13 protein-coding genes are annotated in these 18,791 nt (G+C 36.1%); 7 read left to right on the top strand and 6 right to left on the bottom strand.

Features of this window, described 5'->3' with window-relative positions; translation table 11 throughout:
* Positions 1 to 37 precede the first annotated feature (37 nt).
* Both AsAng_RS23605 and AsAng_RS23600 read left to right on the top strand, forming a co-directional pair.
* Positions 38 to 1,417 (top strand): NAD(P)/FAD-dependent oxidoreductase, encoded by a 1,380-nt coding sequence (locus AsAng_RS23605; protein WP_264789567.1) that lies wholly within the window; start codon positions 38 to 40, stop codon positions 1,415 to 1,417.
* 29 nt (positions 1,418 to 1,446) lie between these two features.
* On the top strand, positions 1,447 to 2,814 hold the full coding sequence (locus tag AsAng_RS23600) for a 4Fe-4S binding protein (RefSeq protein ID WP_264789566.1): 1,368 nt from the start codon (positions 1,447 to 1,449) through the stop codon (positions 2,812 to 2,814).
* Positions 2,815 to 2,916: 102 nt separating this feature from the next.
* Here AsAng_RS23600 and AsAng_RS23595 read toward each other — a convergent pair whose 3' ends face one another.
* From AsAng_RS23595 to mnmG, 4 genes are all read right to left on the bottom strand, one after another.
* Complete coding sequence (locus tag AsAng_RS23595; protein ID WP_264789565.1) at positions 2,917 to 4,443, bottom strand: Fic family protein; 1,527 nt, start codon at positions 4,441 to 4,443, stop codon at positions 2,917 to 2,919.
* Between the two features lie 410 nt (positions 4,444 to 4,853).
* Positions 4,854 to 6,833 (bottom strand): alpha-ketoacid dehydrogenase subunit alpha/beta, encoded by a 1,980-nt coding sequence (locus tag AsAng_RS23590; RefSeq protein ID WP_264789564.1) that lies wholly within the window; start codon positions 6,831 to 6,833, stop codon positions 4,854 to 4,856.
* Positions 6,834 to 7,254: 421 nt separating this feature from the next.
* The gene (locus tag AsAng_RS23585; RefSeq protein WP_264789563.1) at positions 7,255 to 8,742 is read right to left on the bottom strand and encodes a hypothetical protein; all 1,488 of its coding nucleotides are present in this window, start codon (positions 8,740 to 8,742) and stop codon (positions 7,255 to 7,257) included.
* A gap of 278 nt (positions 8,743 to 9,020) precedes the next feature.
* Positions 9,021 to 10,880: a tRNA uridine-5-carboxymethylaminomethyl(34) synthesis enzyme MnmG gene (mnmG, locus tag AsAng_RS23580; protein ID WP_264789562.1), complete on the bottom strand. Its 1,860-nt coding sequence runs from the start codon at positions 10,878 to 10,880 to the stop codon at positions 9,021 to 9,023.
* Positions 10,881 to 11,160: 280 nt separating this feature from the next.
* Between mnmG and AsAng_RS23575 the strand changes: the two genes are divergently transcribed.
* The 5 genes from AsAng_RS23575 (at position 11,161) to AsAng_RS23555 (ending at position 16,931) form a co-directional block, all read left to right on the top strand.
* Positions 11,161 to 13,287 (top strand): OmpA family protein, encoded by a 2,127-nt coding sequence (locus tag AsAng_RS23575; RefSeq protein ID WP_264789561.1) that lies wholly within the window; start codon positions 11,161 to 11,163, stop codon positions 13,285 to 13,287.
* A 111-nt stretch (positions 13,288 to 13,398) separates the two neighbouring features.
* Complete coding sequence (locus AsAng_RS23570) at positions 13,399 to 14,448, top strand: OmpA family protein (RefSeq protein WP_264789560.1); 1,050 nt, start codon at positions 13,399 to 13,401, stop codon at positions 14,446 to 14,448.
* On the top strand, positions 14,445 to 14,939 hold the full coding sequence (locus AsAng_RS23565; RefSeq protein ID WP_264789559.1) for a hypothetical protein: 495 nt from the start codon (positions 14,445 to 14,447) through the stop codon (positions 14,937 to 14,939). The genes AsAng_RS23570 and AsAng_RS23565 overlap by 4 nt, the downstream gene beginning before the upstream one ends.
* A 467-nt stretch (positions 14,940 to 15,406) precedes the next feature.
* A complete protein-coding gene (locus tag AsAng_RS23560; protein ID WP_264789558.1) occupies positions 15,407 to 16,450 on the top strand; it encodes an OmpA family protein in 1,044 nt (347 codons plus the stop codon).
* Positions 16,422 to 16,931, top strand: coding sequence for a hypothetical protein (locus AsAng_RS23555; RefSeq protein ID WP_264789557.1), 510 nt, complete (start codon positions 16,422 to 16,424; stop codon positions 16,929 to 16,931). Before AsAng_RS23560 ends, AsAng_RS23555 begins: the two co-directional genes overlap by 29 nt.
* Positions 16,932 to 17,031: 100 nt before the next feature.
* Here the strand turns inward: AsAng_RS23555 and AsAng_RS23550 are convergent, their stop codons facing one another.
* Together AsAng_RS23550 and AsAng_RS23545 are read right to left on the bottom strand one after the other, a co-directional pair.
* Entirely contained in the window at positions 17,032 to 18,069 is a 1,038-nt protein-coding gene (locus AsAng_RS23550; RefSeq protein WP_264789556.1) for a bestrophin family protein, read from the bottom strand.
* A 12-nt stretch (positions 18,070 to 18,081) separates the two neighbouring features.
* A complete protein-coding gene (locus AsAng_RS23545) occupies positions 18,082 to 18,717 on the bottom strand; it encodes a rhomboid family intramembrane serine protease (RefSeq protein ID WP_264789555.1) in 636 nt (211 codons plus the stop codon).
* Positions 18,718 to 18,791 lie beyond the last annotated feature (74 nt).

Below are 18,791 nucleotides of genomic sequence, written 5' to 3'. Positions count from 1 at the left end.
ATACATCCATTTAATAACCAAAATACTTTCTGTTGATATGGCGAAAGATAAGGAACATGTTGTGATTATAGGGAATGGAATTAGTGGCGTTACTGCTGCACGATTTATCCGAAAATTAAGTGATAAAAAAATTACTATAATTTCAGGAGAAACAAAGTATTTTTTCTCTAGAACAGCTTTGATGTATATTTATATGGGGCATATGAAGTTTGAAAATACCCAGCCCTATGAACCATGGTTTTGGGAAAAAAATCGCATTGACTTGGTGTTTGATTATGTAGATGGGGTCAATACTAGAACCAAAGAATTATCCATGCGTAAAGGCGATGTCATAAGTTATGATAAATTAATAATCGCTTGTGGTTCTATTCCGAATCGTTTTGGTTGGCCAGGGCAAGATCTAGAAGCTGTTCAAGGGATGTATAGCTATCAAGACTTAGAGGGAATGGAAAAGTACAGCAAAGACTTAGAACGAGCGGTGATTGTTGGGGGAGGTTTGATTGGCTTGGAGATGGCAGAAATGTTTCAATCTAGAAATATCCCTGTTACCTTTTTAGTTCGGGAGCCTAGTTATTGGAATGCTGTTATGCCCAAAGGAGAATCCGAAATGATAAACCGCCACATTAAGGAACATCATATTGATTTGCGTCTTAGCACAGAACTTAAAGAAATTTTGCCTGATGCCCAAGGAAGGGCAAGAGCCATTGTCACCAATACAGGAGAAGAAATTCCTTGCCAGTTTGTAGGACTAACGGCAGGAGTGAGTCCCAATGTCAAATTTTTAAAGGAATCAGAACATTGTGATATTGATATACAGCGTGGTGTTTTAGTAAATGATTATTTGGAAACAACAGCTCCAGACGTTTATGCACTTGGAGATTGTGCTCAAATGATGAATCCCCTGCCAGGGCGTCGTCCAATAGAGGCAATTTGGTATACTGGGCGTATGATGGGCGAAACCGTTGCGCATACCATTTGCGGGAACCGAACAGCTTATCAACCTAGATTGTGGTTTAATTCTGCTAAATTTTTAGATATTGAATATCAAGTCTATGGAACGGTACTGGCGAACCCTCCCGAAAATCATGTTAATCTTTATTGGGAGCATGAAGAGGGACGAAAAAGTGTCCGTTTAGTTTTTGATAAAGCGTCCAAAGCTGTTTTAGGGTTTAATTTGATGGGAATTCGATACCGCCATGAAGTTTGCGAAAAATGGATTCAAGACAACACACATATTGAGGAGGTGCTCCAAAACTTGAGCTTGGCGAATTTTGATCCAGAATTTTTTGATGAATATGAAGCAGCTATTGTGGCGCAGTACAATCAAGCATTTAATACCCAACTCAAACTCAAACAAAAACGAAGTCTCACTGCTGCTTTACGTTTCTTAAAAGGCAAATTAGCAAGCTCTAAATAATCTAATTGACAACTTGAAAAATTAATATCATGAATAATGATGTAAGCATGGCTTTGTCCAACCCAGATCAACAAAATTTAAATGGTCTACAGCGGTTAGCCCTTGGATTAGTTGCAGTTGGATTATTAGCTTTATTTATTGGGTGGGCAGGACAGGCTGTTCATGCTCCTTTAACGTTCTTTTTAGTAGCAGCTGGGGGGATTAGCGCAGGAAGTTTATTATATACTTACTCTGAGTATAACGGAAAAACAGAAGGCATAAAAAACAATGGCGTTTTCTTCAAAAGCATTTCAGCTAGAGGCGGTTTTGCTTGGATGTTGGGCGTATTACTAACAGGATTTTACATTTGTTTGTATTGGTTTCCTCAGTATATAGAAGGACTGATACGAATGCATGACCCACTTAGCTATTTACTTCGAGGCAAAGAAGCAAACCAATGGTTTGTTTATGGAACTTTTTATACGTTTGCGGTCATCTTAATGGGGGTTAAGTTTATGGCTAAATACAAACACAATCGTTATCAGGTGTACAGAACAATGTCTGTTATGTCTTTTCAATTGAGTTTCGCATATTTAATACCTGCCTTTTTAGCCGCAATGAATCAGCCTGAAGAATATTTTTCGTATTTCTGGCCCCTAGATTCTTATGCCTTGCGTCCCGAATGGACACTAAATTGGAATCATCCTAGCAGTGTAGGTGATATTGGTTATCTTATTATTGGTGTAGGGTTTTTTATGCCTTTTATTGCAACTCCTATTTTGACTTATTTGTACGGAAAACGATGGTATTGCTCATGGGTATGTGGCTGTGGAGGCCTAGCAGAAACAGCAGGAGATCCCTTTCGTCAACTATCGGATAAATCGTTAACTGCTTGGAAAATAGAACGAGTATTGATTTATTCTATTCTAGTAGCAATTACCGTATTAACGGTTCTTTTGTGGGTAAACCATCAGATGCAAAATGAATTGTTGGGCACATTTACAGCTAGTTATAAAAAAGGCTATGGCTTTTTTATTGCTTCTATGTTTTCAGGAGTAATTGGAACAGGAATGTACCCGTTATTAGGAAATCGATCTTGGTGCCGTTTTGGTTGTCCAATGGCTGCCATGCTGGGGCTGTACCAAAAAGTTAAATCTCGTTTTAGAATCACAACCAACGGAGGACAGTGCATTTCTTGTGGCAATTGTTCAACGTATTGTGAAATGGGGATTGATGTTCGCCACTATGCACAACGAGGTCAAGATATTGTTCGTGCTTCTTGTGTCGGTTGTGGTATTTGTTCTGCTGTTTGCCCTCGTGGTGTATTGCGGTTAGAGAATAGCAATGAAGATATTAACGATCGTGCGTTAGATGTGCGAAATATACATGTTAAAATGGATGATGTAACTTTTTTGTAAGATAAATTATTTTTAAATAGAGTACTTAAATGGCTTTAGAGAACTATTTAAGTACCTTTTTTACTAAAAAAACAGCAATGGCGATAAAACTAAATTAGAGATCTAGTCTATAAGATTTTGTTTGACTAAGTCTGCTATAAATATTACGAAAGGCTCTATGTTTTGATCTACGCTAATCTTTTCAAGAGAATCCATATAATTTTTGCGTTTTTCAAGAGGAATAACTGTCCAAGGGTATCCGCCAGAAGCAAGCATTGTATTCATAAGAAACCTTGCCATTCTTCCATTTCCATCTATGTATGGGTGGATATAGACAAAAATAAAATGTCCAAGAACCGCACGAACTCCTGCATGCGGCTCTGTTTTTAAAAGTTCAAATAAAATAGGCATAGAGTCAAGTACTGCGTCTTTATTTAAAGGAATATGTTTGGATTGAGTGATGTATACTTGATGGGTTCTGTAACCTGCTAATTCACTAACCTTTAATATCCCCGCAGTTACACTAGGTGCAAATAATTCTCGATACCAATCTCCATGATCTTGTTCTATTATTTCTCCAGGGTTAGCTCCATTTAGAATGCTTTTTATACTGTTTCGAACAACTTGTGTTGCTTGCCAATATCCTCTAGCAGCCATGGCATCTCGTTGTTTTTTATCTCCTTCATTTTTTATATCCCAATCACCAGTTTTTACTTTTTCTATGAGTTGAGGGCTTACGTTATATTGTTCTATAGAAAGAGAGTGATAAGCATCTGTAACATAAATTGCATCAATTGATTTAAGATATTGTGTTTTATCTTTAGGTAAACCAGGGGGATCAGGAAAATGTTTTAAAACTAAAGTTCTCATGTTTTGCCACATTAATTTTAGTCTATTGGGATATGGGGAAGGGTTCCTAAATGATAATTTAATAAGCGGTTTTGTTTTGAATGGGTTGATCTCACGAACCCGAAAATCAGCAGCAGTCATGGTTTTTATAATATCATTGGCAAATTGATTTTGTCCTATATTCCGAAAGGCACCTGCTAACCTTCCTGCAATAACACTATGAGAGCCATTTAAAAGATGGGTTATAATTTCAGATGAACTTCTAATCTGAGCTAAAACAGTTGTTACTTCAATTGGATTTTTTTCGAAGATGCTAGGAGAGCAATGTATAAGAGCTAAAGGTATCGTCATTATATTAACTCCATTTTTTACTGTCATTTCTATTGAAGCAGGTAGTGGGGATTTCCATATAAACAGAGAGGTATCATGCAGCAAATTTATAGCTAAATTAGGTGCCTTGAGAGCACGTACAATTAGCTGTTGAGGTATTGTATTATTACCTGAATGAATCATTATAGATTGATCGGCAGAAATACAATATTGATTGGTATATTTTTCATTCAAATAGCGACTACAAAATTGCCAATATGAGGTATACCAAGAGCTGCTATCTCCTGCTTTTTCATTAGGGTTAGTCGTAATATACCAACCTTTGGCTACTTTTTGTAAAAATCCATTTCTATTAAGACGCTCTCTATGTGTCCTACTTATTTCAGACGTTTTTATTGCAATACCTGTAGTTTGCTGCAATTCTCGAAGTATTGCAAGAGATTCTGCAAGTTTTTTACTTGGATGAGCCATATGTTTTTTTATTAATAAGTCTAGCGTGTTTTACGAAAATAAGTTTAGCGTGTTGCATGAAAATAAGTCTAGCATGTTTTACGAAAATAAGTCTAGTGTGTTGCATGAAAATAAGTCTAGCATGTTTTACGAAAATAAGTCTAGTGTGTTGCATGAAAATAAGTCTAGCGTGTTTTACGAAAATAAGTCTAGCGTGTTTTACGAAAATAAGTCTAGTATTATTATGAACGATATTGACTTAAAAATGGTAGTAATTACAATACAAGTACAGTAAGTTAGCAAACTACAAAACCCTTTCATTTAAGTGACCGAAAAATTAGTCAACAGAATATCATTGCTATTATAAAATAAAAAAGATGTGTTAGTCCTAGATTCTAACACATCTTTTTTACTAAAATTAAGTTTTGTTTCTAATACGCCAATAACTCTTCTAAAGCCGTTAATAAACGCTCTTGCGGCAAAAATTGACGTTCCAAATCTTTAGCAAAAGGGAAAGGAGTATCCAAGCTTGCTACTCGTTTGATAGGAGCATCTAGGTGCTCAAACAAATTCTCAGCAATATAAGCTGACAACTCTCCACCAATACCTCCAATCATGGTATCTTCATGAAGCAATAGTACCCGATTTGTTTTTTCAACAGAAGCAGCAATGGTTTCATAATCCAACGGCAATAAGGTACGCAAGTCAATGACTTCGACATCTACGCCCAAGGTTTCTACTGCGGCTTTTGCCCAATGTACAGCATTACCATACGTAATAATTGTCGCTTCTGAACCCGTTCTTGCAATAGCTGCCTTACCGATTTCTATGGTATAATAATCATCTGGAATATCAGCAGACATAGAGCGGTAGAGTGCTTTATGTTCAAAAAATAGAACAGGGTTAGGATCTTCAAACGCTGCTAATAATAAACCTTTTGCATCTTCTGGATTCGATGGATAAACAATTCGTAGACCAGGAACATGAAAAAACCATGCTTCATTGCTTTGAGAGTGGAAAGGACCAGCTCCAACACCACCTCCAGTAGGCATTCGCAACACCAAATCTACATTTTGTCCCCAACGATAATGCAATTTAGCGGCATTATTAACAATTTGATTGAATCCACAAGTGACAAAATCAGCAAATTGCATTTCTACCATTGCCTTATACCCTTTTAGACTCAAGCCTAAAGCAACTCCAATAATTGCACTTTCACACAAGGGCGTATTGCGTACTCTATCTTTGCCAAATTGCTCTGTAAATCCGTCTGTAATTTTAAAAACACCTCCATAATCGGCAATATCTTGTCCCATTAAGACCAAATTGTCGTATTTCTCCATTGCCTGACGCAAACCATCAGAGATCGCATCTACAAAACGACGGGTACTCACTTGGGCGGTTGCAGGAGCCTTAGAAACAGAGGTGTGAGGAGCGAACAAATCACCAATTTCTGTGGTTAAATCCGCTTCAACATCAGGAGTAGCATAAGCAATGGCTAGCCCATCTTCAATTTCTTTTTTGTATGCTTTGCGCAATTCTTGAATAGCCTCTTCGGTTAGAATATCTTCTTTGATTAAAAATTGCTCATAGTTGCTGATGGGATCTTTTTTAGCCCAACGTTCCATCAATTCTTTGGGAACATATTTGGTGCCTGAGGCCTCTTCGTGTCCACGCATACGGAATGTTTTGCATTCTAATAAGACAGGACGAGGGTTTTTGCGCATAGATTTGGCCAATTTGTCAACGGTATCATATACCTCTAAGATATTGTTGCCATCTATTTTGTGTCCTTCCATACCGTAGCCTTTGGCACGGTCTACTAAATCTTCACAGGCATATTGTTCTGTAGTAGGTGTAGACAAACCATAGCCATTGTTCTCAATAACAAAAATAACGGGTAGGTTCCAGACTGCTGCTACATTAAGTGCTTCGTGAAAATCTCCCTCACTTGTTCCTCCTTCTCCTGTAAACGCTACTGCTACTTTCCCTTCTTTTGCCAAATTGCTTGCTAAACCGACCCCTCCTGCAAAAGAAAGTTGTGGACCAAGATGAGAAATCATCCCAACTATATTAAATTCTGGCGCTCCAAAGTGAAAAGAACGATCACGTCCTTTGGTAAAACCAGGTAATTTGCCCTGCCATTGACAAAATAAACGCTCTAAAGGAACTTCTCTTGTTGTAAACACTCCTAAATTGCGATGCATGGTAAAGATGTGTTCATCCTGCTCTAAAGCTGCTGTTACCCCAACAGCAATGGCTTCTTGTCCAATTCCTGCAAACCATTTGCTGATACGTCCTTGACGTAATAAAACCAACATTTTTTCCTCTATCATACGAGGTTTGAGCAAGGCGCGATAAAGCTCTAATAATTTCTTTTTGCTCAATCGCTTTTTGTTGTAGCTGATCATTTTTTTGAGTGATAATTTAGGAACCTAATGGTTCTATAAAATTAATGAAGAATCTTTTTGATTCAAAATGATATTAAAATACAAAGCAAAGGTAGAAAACCTATTTTCGAAGAAAAATAAAAGCTGTAAAATTTTAAAAAGAATCTTTGCACATTACTCCGCTAGAAACCCAAACAGAGTGCGTAACAAGGCTCATGTAGTAACTACAAAGAACCCCGCTTGCTGGCTCACGAGTGATAACGAACCGACCTCAGGGAGCTCATAAGCACTAGCGCACTAGCTAACCTAGCAGCGAAGCTACCTCGAAGAAGCAGCAAAGCTAAATCAGCGGAGTATTATTTGTAATAATAAGGTTTTTAGGCCAAAACTGTATGCTAGCCAATCTTTATTTAGCGATAGAGGAGGATTAACAAAGGTCTATTTAGGTAGCACCTTTTAATTTTTTTTCGTGATACTGACAAATTTGCTCAGCCCAAGTCAACCAAGACCAAAAAACAGGAGGGAGTTTAGGTTTTAATCTTTTCTTTTCTTGTTTTAATACTGTTCTATATTGCTGCAATGCTAATCGATCTTGTTGCAATAACAAATCAAGGGTTGTTTGGAAAAAAGTCTGAAAATCAAAGTTTTTTCCATAAGCATCATAAAAAGCCAAGCTATGCGGATTGTTAATCATGTTTTGTGCTTTTTCCCATTCTTGGGTAATGACATAAATTTTGAAGTGAACGAATTGGCGCAATCCACGGTAGAGGACATCTTGGCATTTTTCATAAGCAAAAGAAATTGTTAACCATTGGTTGATTTCTTCAGTGGTACAGGTATAAAAGGGAAATGCTTGACTGTAAAAATCCAATAAAATACATTCAAAGGGATAGGCGTGTTTTTTTACATTATTAACTTCCTGAAATATTTTTCGTTCCTTGAGTACTCCAAAAGCAAAATCATAATCTTTAGCACACATCGCAATAATAAATTTATTGCTCATATAGCCATCATTTTTAGTTAGATAAACTTTGTTAGATTGTTCGAAAGCAACGATTTCTTTGATGAGTTTTAGCGCTTTTTTATGTTCATTCATATTGGAATAAAAGGCAGCTTCTTTCATTAAGGAATAAAAATAATCCCTTTCTTTATAATGTCGTTCAAAAAAGATTTTAGGCATATCAGGCTGTGCCTGTTGTAGTTTCTTAAACGCATTTAAGTGGCGGCTGGTTACTTGTTTGCTATTGTTAATACTGGCGAATCGTTTAGAAAAGGCAATATAGTGGTAGAATAGTTTGAACCTTGGATATTGCGTATAAGGACGGATAATTGTCTTGATTTTTTCTAGATACTTATCTGTTTTGTCCTTAGGAGAATAAGCTGTTTTAAAACCAATTGTCTTGATTTTGGATAAAACCATAAATAATTCATGAGCCCGTTCGTATTGTTCTAATAGTTCTTCTTCCGTAGAATCGCCCAAAGTAGAAGAAGCTTGAATACAGCGCAACCTTAATTCAATCACTTGATGGAGTAGCTCAAACAAGTTTTTTTCCCAGCAAATTTGCTCTAGTGTTTTGAGCCGTTCACGAGCTAGAGTATACTCGTTGTTGATGATCAATTGTTTTAGATAAATCAGCTCTTGTTCTTCATCCGTAAAACAAACTGGACTATACTTTAACTGATTGAGTAGCCAGTCTTTTAGTTCTTGGCGAAGCTTATAAAAACGATTGATGAGCACTTTGAAATCAGTCGTTTGGGTTTCTTGACTATAGATGTAATTAACGGCATAAACGGTCTTGAAGTGCCTTCCTTTTGATTCGATGACCTCAATCAATCGCTTCATTTTTGTAGATTTTTCAAACAACTGATAAATGTATCTCTGTTGAATATATGGGAGGTCTTTGTACAAAAAATAAATTTCTTCGTTCATACTGTTCAATTTGTGTGTTAATTAGATGATCCATTCAGAATCTTATAAAGCAAATAAAGAACAACGCTTAATGCTGTCAAATTTTGCCTTTTCTTCCTAATCTAATTTTAGTGCCAAATTGCTAAAGAGTACCTAATTATTTGAAAAAACAAAAAGGAGTAACAGTTGTAGCTAGGGGAGAACAATCTTATACAACTCAAAAAAAGAAGTCGTATAGAACTCAAAACTGTTCTATACGACTTATCATTACTCTGCTGATTTTCTAGCCAAGCATTAACTTATCGACCAACGTAAACTAATAAGATTGATACATCGGCAGGAGAAACACCACTAATACGACTGGCTTGCCCAATGGTCGCAGGTTGTAATTTATTCAGTTTTTCAACTGCTTCAGAAGAAAGCCCTTTGATGGTTGAATAATCAATATCGTATAAGCGAACGTCTTCTAAGCGATTGATTTTATCTACTTGTTCTTTTTCTTTACGAATATAACCTTCATACTTTAGGTTGATTTCTGCGCAAGTAATAAACTCTTCTTCAAATTGAGCCATAAATGTAGCAACTTTGGGGACTGCTGATACAAAATCTTGAATTCCCATATTAGGACGTAATAAGATCTTATGCATTTTCATTTTTTGGCGCAAAGGAGCAGAACCTTTTTTTAGTAAAACCTGCTCAATAGCAGCTGGTTCTATACTGGTATTTCGAATGAAATCGGCAATTTTATCGTTAGCAAGTTGCTTTTCTTGAACACGATCCAAACGATCTTTGACATCAATTCCTAATTTATCTGCCAATGGAGTTAATCGAACATCAGCATTATCTTGACGCAATAAGATTCGATGCTCTGCACGGGAAGTAAACATACGGTAAGGTTCTTCCGTTCCTTTATTAATCAAATCGTCAATTAGAACACCAATATAGGCTTCTGACCGTTTTAATACAAATGGTTCTTGATTATGAATTTTTAGATGAGCATTAATTCCAGCCATTAGCCCTTGAGCAGCAGCTTCTTCGTAACCTGTTGTTCCATTGATTTGTCCAGCAAAGAACAAATTTTTAACTAAGCGTGTTTCTAAAGAAACCTTTAGTTGTGTAGGTTGGAAAAAATCGTATTCTATAGCATAGCCTGGGCGAAACATCTTTGCGTTTTCAAAGCCAGGGATTAATTGCATTGCCTTGTATTGTACATCTTCTGGCAAAGAACTAGAAAAACCATTGACATAAACCTCACAGGTTTCCCAGCCTTCAGGCTCAACAAACAATTGGTGGCGTTCTTTATCTGCAAAACGTTCAATTTTATCTTCGATGGAAGGACAATAACGAGGCCCTATTCCTTGGATTCGACCTGTAAACATAGGAGACTTATCAAAGCCTGTTTTTAGGATTTCGTGTACTTTTTTATTGGTATAAGTAATATGACAAGGGCGTTGCTTTAATAACTTGGGGGTATTGGTATACGAAAATTTGCCAGCGGGCTCATCTCCATGTTGTACCTCCATAGCATCCCAATTAATGGTACGACCATCCACACGAGCAGGAGTTCCTGTTTTCATGCGATCCGATTCAAAACCCAATTCTACCAGTTGGGCAGTAATACCTGTAGAGGCTCGCTCTCCCGCACGACCAGCACTAATTTTGCGTTCACCAATATGAATAATACCATTTAAGAACGTTCCATTGGTTAAAATAACAGTTTTAGCGGCAATCTCTAAGCCTAAAGAAGTACGAACTCCTTTGACCACTCCATTTTTTACAATTAACCCAACAATCATTTCTTGCCAAAAAGAAATATTAGGATTGGCTTCCAGCATCATGCGCCATTTTTCGGCAAAACGCATGCGATCACTTTGTGCTCGAGGGCTCCACATTGCAGGGCCTTTGGATAAATTAAGCATGCGAAATTGAATCATGGTATGATCAGTAACGATGCCAGAATAGCCTCCTAAGGCATCAATTTCACGTACGATTTGCCCTTTGGCAACTCCTCCCATTGCAGGGTTGCAAGACATTTTGGCAATGGTCTCCATATTCATAGTTGCTAATAAGACCTTAGACCCCATATTGGCTGCTGCAGTTGCTGCTTCGCAACCTGCATGTCCTCCACCAACAACAATTACATCATATTCTGGAAACATAGTATTTAAAGTTATTCGTTTGTATTTTGAGCAGTACTTGTTCTATTTATAAATAGAGGGTACATCTTGAAAAAATTAGTAACAAAGATACAACATTACTTAGATTAAATCCAATTGGTGAATTATTTTGACAAAAATAGCAAGTGGGCATTTTATTAAGAAATAGGAAGTTGAGCAAAAGAGGAATATTATTTGGGGCTTGATTCTGAAACAAATTATCGTAACTTTTTAAGAATTTGGGGATTAATAAGTTCTAAAAAACTCCGTAAAAAGATAAACTATGAATTGGCAACGAATTAATCTATTAATAACAATGCAGTGTTTTATTGTTTCTATTGTGCTTGCGCAAGACAATCTTCCACTGTGGTTTAAGGAACAAGATTTTGATAAAAATGTTAATCGATGGTATAAGGTCAATGAATACAATGAAAAAACTTACCACAATGCACTGTATGTAAATGCAGAAAAGGATTTTAGATTAGTAGCAGAATTTGATTCTGACTCACTTGACATTGCTGCCAAATGGGGAATGTCTTGGGCTCGGAAGGATGCTTATAAGTATTACCATTTTGAAATCAACAGCGATCAAGAATTTAGAATTGGTTATCAATTGAATGGAAAATTTAATGTTATTGAATCGTGGGTGAAAAAATCCAAAATCATTGATAAGGGGTATAACCAATTGGAAGTGCAAAAAAAAGGAACTGTTTTGCAGTTTTTTATCAATGGTAAGATGGTTTACAAAATGCCTTATCGAGCTTTTGATCATACTGGGGTGGCGATGAAAAGCAGTGCCGCTAGTGTTGTCTTCAAAAGTTTTTCTATTTATCAAGATATGGGAGCAATCAAGTTGGTAGATGGGGGAGATGTTGCTGCTGGAACGATGCCTAGAAATTTAGGGAAGCAGGTAAACAGTGAATATGTAGACAAATCGCCTACTATTAGCCCTGATGGCAAAACGTTGTATTTTGTACGAGAAGAAGCCAGAGATGGTTTTGGAGGGCAGGATATTTATTATAGTACTCGTTCGGAGGATGGTGTTTGGTCGCTTGCTCAAAATATTGGTCGCCCACTCAACAACAATAGCAATAATTTTGTAAATGCTGTTATGCCTGATAATAATACCCTGATGGCTATTAATAGCTATGGGCGAACCAGTATGGATGAGGTTTTGGCATTTACCCATAGAACAAAGGATGGATGGTCACAGCCCCAACGAAAGGCCATTAGAAGATTGCAGCATGTAGGGCGCTGGGTTTCCTTTGATTTAGCAGCAGATGGAAGAACCATTGTTTTTTCTATGAAGCGACCAGATACCTATGGCGGTAGAGATCTATATGTTAGTTTTTTGCAGGCAGATGGTAATTTTTCAGCCCCTAGAAATTTAGGACCAACCATCAATACGGAAGGAAATGAACATTGTCCTTTTTTAGCCGCAGATGGCAAAACTTTATATTTTGATACAGATGGACATCCTGGCTATGGGGGGCGAGATATTTTTATGGCAAAACGGTTAGATCACACTTGGACCAATTGGGAAGTTCCAAAAAATTTGGGACCAACCATCAATACCAAAGGAGCAGATGAAGGCTTAGTTATCCCTGCATCTGGAGAGTATGCCTATTTTGTTTCCGACAAAGACTCTTATGGGGGCTATGACATCTATAGCTTAAAAATGCCTAAAGCGTTGCGTCCTGATCCAACGGCTTTGATAACGGGATACGTCATCAACTGTTTTGACCAAAAAGCAATTCCTACTAGTATCTATGTTTACAAAGATGGTGCATTATCAGAAGATGCCTATGCTCGAACCAATCCAATAAATGGAGAATTTAAATTAGCTTTAGCTGGTGGTGCTAAATACAAAGTGGTGGCCGTTTATAATAAAGAAATAGAAACAAGTAGCCACGATACCATAGAGATTGATTTAACAGGATTAAGCCAGTATGAAGAACGAGAATTAGATCCGATTTGTTTTCAGCCCAAAAAGAAACCCCATGAGGCTGTCAAAATACCAATTAGAGCATCGCATACACCTTCTTTTAGAAGTGTTTATTTTGACCATGATGAATATAAACTAACGAATAAAGCCATTGCCATTTTAGATAAGATGGCAGATACCTTAAAAATTTATCCTCAAATTGATATAGAAGTATTGGGGCATACGGATAGCAATGGATCGCACGATTATAATTGGACTTTGGCAATGAATCGCTCAGGAGCGGTTATTCGATATTTAGAACAAAAAGGAATTGATCGAGTGCGTTTTGCTTTTAAAGGGTTTGGAGAAACAAAGCCTATTGAGAATAATGCAACTCACCAGGGGCGAGCCATCAATAGAAGAGTTGAATTTCAGGTAGTAAAGCCCAAAGTGAGGACTGTTGTGAGTCAAAAAACATCGTATTAATTGTTTATTTTATTATAGAACAAAAATAAGTGTCTAGTAAAGTGGATTTTTTTACGATAATTGTATCTTGTGTTTTGTAATGATTTGAAAATGAGTGCTCAATAAAGAATTATGCAAAACAAAAATGATAAACTGCCCCCTAAAGATTTAAAGGTATTAGAAAAGATCGAGCAGGAATTGAATAAATATACTCAATTATATGCTGAGGATGGCACTATTTCGGAAGAGGAGCAAGAGCAATTGAATCGTTTACAACAGAAGGTAAAAAAAATAAAACAGCAATTGCTTGATGACCCGATCAAAAAAGGAGTAGATTTTTGGGTAGATTTTTCTTTGGAAACATTTGTGAATATCCAAGGTTGGGGGATGCAAGATGGTCAGGAAATTATAAATACAAAAATAGAGCTGGACCAAGAGGGGCAAAAAAATATTGCCCTTTCAGCAAATGCCAATTACCATATTAGTATTTGGACTAAAGCAAACATAGATTATTGGCATGGGATAGGGGGATTGCATCATAAAGCAGAATATATTATTAAGGATCATTATTGTGAAGTAGCTATTCAGCCCAATGGGAAATTATCGTTTAGTAGGATTGCAGATAAAATTATAGAAGCTTCTAAACCTGATTTGATTCAAGAATATTCAGTAGAACTATCGGCACAATACAACGAACGTAACCATTCAATTAGCATAAAAGGGGCAGCAACAACACCAGCAAAAGACGAGGAAGGAGTGAAGTATGAGAAGCAAGTGCTTAGCAATACACTTGTTGGTATACAAATTCAAGTTACAGATATTGTTCCTTTTCAGACCATAGAAAAGGAGTTGGTATTTGAACGGGAGAATCAGGCTATTTTGTCTAGTGATCAGGCTTCCGTGTGTAGAAAGTGGTGGCAAGAATTAGATCCAAGACTAAAGGAATTGGTAAGAAATAGGAAGGCAAAAGTTGTTATACAGGGATTTACTAGTCCTACAGGAACAGAGAGATATAATGAAATATTAGGGACTAAAAGAGCTCAACATATTGCTAGGTTATTAAAACCTAAAATAGGTGTAGATGACAATGGGAATGCCGTTTGTATTTTTGAGTGTATAGGAGAGGGAGAGGAAACAGGAGATCCTAAACGTTATGTAAAAATAAAAATAGTTGAGTTATGAAAAAAGTAATCTTGCCTATTCTTTTATGTATTATTAGCACTTTAGTTTATATAGTAATTACTTTAGCAAAAGAACCACCTCATATTGTCTATAAATATGTATATAAGGATATAAAAAGCCCCAATGTAATTGAAGACAGCATTTTACAAAAATATAGAAGTCGTTTTCCTATTACAGAATATGATTATTGGGAAAAATCGTCCAAATTAATTTCTGACTGGAAGAATAGGTTACCCCAAGATATACGAGATAGTTTACGTTATAAAAAAATGATGATACAGAAAACGTACTATTTGTCAGATATTCAATTAAAGAATGAGGATAAGGTCATTGCTATTCAAAAATTTGATAGAGCCTTAGAAGAATCTCTCTCAAGGCGAATTGGTAGAGTGCAGGGAATACCATCAGTAATGTTTACTACAAGTATTGAGGATCTTCAGTCAAAAGAAGAAGAATATTTTGTTGTTCAGATTAATAGACTAATGTATTAATACTAATACTCTGCTGATTAACTGCGTTGCTACTACGTGGTACCTGCGGTACTAGGTTAGCTAGTGCGCTAGCGCTTATGAGCTACCTGAGGTCGGTTCGTTATCACTCGTGAGCCAGCAAGCTGGGTTCTGCGTGGTTTTTAGTTTTTTAGTTCGCTATGCTCATGAGACAGTTAACAAAAAGCATAAAAAAGTATCTTGTATTAATCTAATAATCAGTATTTTAATGCTTTGGTTGACAAAATCCTATTGAGAATAATGCAACCCATCAGGGGCGAGCCATCAATAGAAGAGTTGAATTTCAGGTAGTAAAGCCCAAAGTGAGGACTGTTGTGAGTCAAAAAACATCGTATTAATTGTTTATTTTATTATAGAACAAAAATAAGTGTCTAGTAAAGTGGATTTTTTTACGATAATTGTATCTTGTGTTTTGTAATGATTTGAAAATGAGTGCTCAATAAAGAATTATGCAAAACAAAAATGATAAACTGCCCCCTAAAGATTTAAAGGTATTAGAAAAGATTGAGCAAGAATTGAATAAATATACTCAATTATATGCTGAGGATGGCACTATTTCGGAAGAGGAGCAAGAGCAATTGAATCGTTTACAACAGAAGGTAAAAAAAATAAAACAGCAATTGCTTGATGACCCGATCAAAAAAGGAGTAGATTTTTGGGTAGATTTTTCTTTGGAAACATTTGTGAATATCCAAGGTTGGGGGATGCAAGATGGTCAGGAAATTATAAATACAAAAATAGAGCTCGACCAAGAGGGGCAAAAAAATATTGCCCTTTCAGCAAATGCCAATTACCATATTAGTATTTGGACTAAAGCAAACATAGATTATTGGCATGGGATAGGGGGATTGCATCATAAAGCAGAATATATCATTAAGGATCATTATTGTGAAGTAGCTATTCAGCCCAATGGGAAATTATCGTTTAGTAGGATTGCAGATAAAATTATAGAAGCTTCTAAACCTGATTTGATTCAAGAATATTCAGTAGAATTATCGGCGCAATACAATGAACGTAACCATTCAATTAGCATAAAAGGGGCAGCAACAACACCAGCAAAAGATGAGGAAGGAGTGAAGTATGAGAAGCAAGTGCTTAGCAATACACTTGTTGGTATACAAATTCAAGTTACAGATATTGTTCCTTTTCAGACTATAGAAAAGGAGTTGGTATTTGAACGGGAGAATCAGGCAGAACTATCTAATACACAATTTAAGGAATTACATCAGTGGTGGCTATCTTTGGATAAAGCAACACTAGCTGCTGTAAAAAATAGGGAAATGGTTATCACAATAGAGGGGTATACCTCACACACAGGGAAAGAAATAGACAACTTTAATTTAGGAAGAATGAGGGGATTAACTATAAAAAAGTATTTAGATGGAATGATAGGAAAAATAGATGGGAGAGGAATAGCAAAAATTAACATAATATCTATTGGAGAAGCTAAACAATCAAAGCGATATGCAAAAATTATTATTGGGAGTAATTAGTCTAATATTCTTTATTGTCGCTTGTGAAGAAACTCCTGTTTCTGTGGAAATGAAAGGGGAGAAGCTAGGAAAAAGTAACCTCAAGAATGAGATTAAAATCCCTTCCTGTTATTTGTATTTTAACTCAAAATTTAATCATAGTCAGTTGAATGAGCATGTTAAGCTTTTTGGGGAATATGTTATTGATACTTTATCAAGAGATGTTAAGAATGGTTTTTCTAACAAGAAATATTACCTTAAAGTAAATGTATATATTAAATATGATGAACTATTAAATATAGGAATAAAGCCATATATAGAGTATGTGAATAATCTAGAAGTCAATATGCATAACCCTTTGGGGTATATGAATGAATATCCGTCAACAGATATGATGTTTACTTATACTCCTATATACGATAGCGATTCTTCTTATGAAGAAAAGTCATCTTTTATTAAGATTAGTGTAGAAACTAGAGATACCAGTATGTTGATCTACTAAATTTTATACAGTAATAATATTAGAAACAGATAAAAAAAAGCCATGTTAATCCACGAAGTATTAAATTAATAGACATGGCTTTTTTTTATCCAGTAAACCTTTACATTAACACTCCATTTTTCGCTTGAATAGGAGCTGGAAGATCGGTTTCGTCCAACATTTCTCTAAGGTCAATTTCTATTGTTCTGCAAAGAGCTAACATAGGAATATCGTTTCCTAAACCTTCAAATGGATTTTCGGAATAATCACCGACTAGTTCCATCATAAAATAAATCCAACCAATTAAAATGGTGAATGGAATAGACCACCAAGTTCCCAAAGGTCCAAGTTTTGCAAATTCTGCAACCATTCCAAAAGGAAGCAAAAAAATAAAAATGCAAACAAAAATAAAACTCATACTGCCATATTGACGAGGCAAGGGAAATTTTTTGATGCGTTCACATTTTCCTTGATGGATGTAAAAATCGTATAATATTTTTTGTAACTCCATATGGCGAAAATCATCAATAAGGTGCTGTTCTCTAAGCTGGAGTAAATCTTGTGCTTGTTGATCAATAATTTGAGTAGCAGTGTTTTTAGCTTGGTTTAAGCGCTCATATTCGCCCTCTGGAAGTAAATTTTTGATTTCTTCTTCGGTTAAATGTCCATCTATGGAATGTAAACCGTATTGTCGCATTCTTTTTTGGGTGGTTAATCGGACATGTTTATTTTGGTTGATGTGCTCCCATGGGGTGGGAATCAATAACTGATTACGCAAAGTATACAACCATGCAATATGACGATAAATAAGGCGTTTTTTTATAGCGTAAAGAGCTTGGTTCGATTGTTCTTCTTCTGTAAAGATATTGGAAATGTAACCTTTGGTTGTACTCCCCCATGCTCTACTACTATTGACAATTGCCCCCCATATTTTTCGAGCTTCCCAAATTCGGTCATAAGACTGATTGTTTTTAAAACCAACATAAAAAGCGACGGCTGTACCAACTAAAGAAATAGGCAACCAAGGAATGGGGAGCCAGTCCCAAGAGGAATATTCGTACAAACAAGTAACCGCAATAGCCCAACAGCTAAGCCAAATCAGGTGCCCACCAGAAAAGCGGATAGCACCAATGAGGTTGATATTTTTATAAATGTACATGAAACTTTGGTATTAATTATCTAATAGGTCGCTAGCTACAGTTTGGTTAGAAGTATTGATACTAGGTTGATTTTCTTTAAAAAACATTCCAAAAATACCTCCCATTATACCTCCCATTATATGTGCATACTCAGAGACTTGGTTATCTTGCAAACTGTGAACAACCTCTTGACCAATAAAAAATAAAACAACCAAGATAAAGGTCAAAGGAATTGTACCTTTTCTGACATCAGCAAAAGAAACCAAAACAATAAACATAAAAACGATTCCGCTTGCTCCTAATAAGCCTGAACTGAACAGCATAATTTGTAAAACCCCTGTGATAAGAGCCGTTAAAACCATCATTAATAATATTCTACGACTCCCATACTTCTCCTCCATTATAGGCGCAATAAGCAAGAAAATAGACATGTTTCCCATGATGTGAGCTTGGTTGGCATGCCCCATGGTATAACTTAATAAACGAACATAATTCATAGGGTTAGCCCAATCAAAATTGCCTGGTAACATGAAAAAGTTGGAGGTAATTGGTCCTACAGATTCTGGACTAGCACCTACCGAAAAAACTAAATCTGCAAAATAAACGGCAATACAAACCAGAGAAAAGGTAAGTACTACAGGAGAATTATATCTTATTTTTAAAGCCATAGTTAAAAGTTGAACAGATTAAACAATAGTTAGATTAGAGTCTAATTACTGTCTTAAATTTTGTATAATTAGAT

Origin of the sequence: Aureispira anguillae (assembly GCF_026000115.1) — a bacterium.
GTDB classification, from domain to species: domain Bacteria; phylum Bacteroidota; class Bacteroidia; order Chitinophagales; family Saprospiraceae; genus Aureispira; species Aureispira anguillae.
Note: the sequence above shows the minus strand (reverse complement) of the source record. Positions and strands in the feature narration are given on the sequence as shown.

What these genes read in the sequence shown, in the direction of transcription:
- AsAng_RS23550 (WP_264789556.1), bottom strand. Translation starts at nt 18,069, where the DNA reads ATGTACATTTATAAAAATATCAACCTCATTGGTGCTATCCGCTTTTCT.
- AsAng_RS23570 (WP_264789560.1), top strand. Translation starts at nt 13,399, where the DNA reads ATGCAAAACAAAAATGATAAACTGCCCCCTAAAGATTTAAAGGTATTA.
- AsAng_RS23590 (WP_264789564.1), bottom strand. Translation starts at nt 6,833, where the DNA reads ATGATCAGCTACAACAAAAAGCGATTGAGCAAAAAGAAATTATTAGAG.
- AsAng_RS23600 (WP_264789566.1), top strand. Translation starts at nt 1,447, where the DNA reads ATGAATAATGATGTAAGCATGGCTTTGTCCAACCCAGATCAACAAAAT.
- AsAng_RS23560 (WP_264789558.1), top strand. Translation starts at nt 15,407, where the DNA reads ATGCAAAACAAAAATGATAAACTGCCCCCTAAAGATTTAAAGGTATTA.
- AsAng_RS23545 (WP_264789555.1), bottom strand. Translation starts at nt 18,717, where the DNA reads ATGGCTTTAAAAATAAGATATAATTCTCCTGTAGTACTTACCTTTTCT.
- AsAng_RS23575 (WP_264789561.1), top strand. Translation starts at nt 11,161, where the DNA reads ATGAATTGGCAACGAATTAATCTATTAATAACAATGCAGTGTTTTATT.
- AsAng_RS23565 (WP_264789559.1), top strand. Translation starts at nt 14,445, where the DNA reads ATGAAAAAAGTAATCTTGCCTATTCTTTTATGTATTATTAGCACTTTA.
- AsAng_RS23595 (WP_264789565.1), bottom strand. Translation starts at nt 4,443, where the DNA reads ATGGCTCATCCAAGTAAAAAACTTGCAGAATCTCTTGCAATACTTCGA.
- mnmG (WP_264789562.1), bottom strand. Translation starts at nt 10,880, where the DNA reads ATGTTTCCAGAATATGATGTAATTGTTGTTGGTGGAGGACATGCAGGT.
- AsAng_RS23585 (WP_264789563.1), bottom strand. Translation starts at nt 8,742, where the DNA reads ATGAACGAAGAAATTTATTTTTTGTACAAAGACCTCCCATATATTCAA.
- AsAng_RS23555 (WP_264789557.1), top strand. Translation starts at nt 16,422, where the DNA reads ATGCAAAAATTATTATTGGGAGTAATTAGTCTAATATTCTTTATTGTC.
- AsAng_RS23605 (WP_264789567.1), top strand. Translation starts at nt 38, where the DNA reads ATGGCGAAAGATAAGGAACATGTTGTGATTATAGGGAATGGAATTAGT.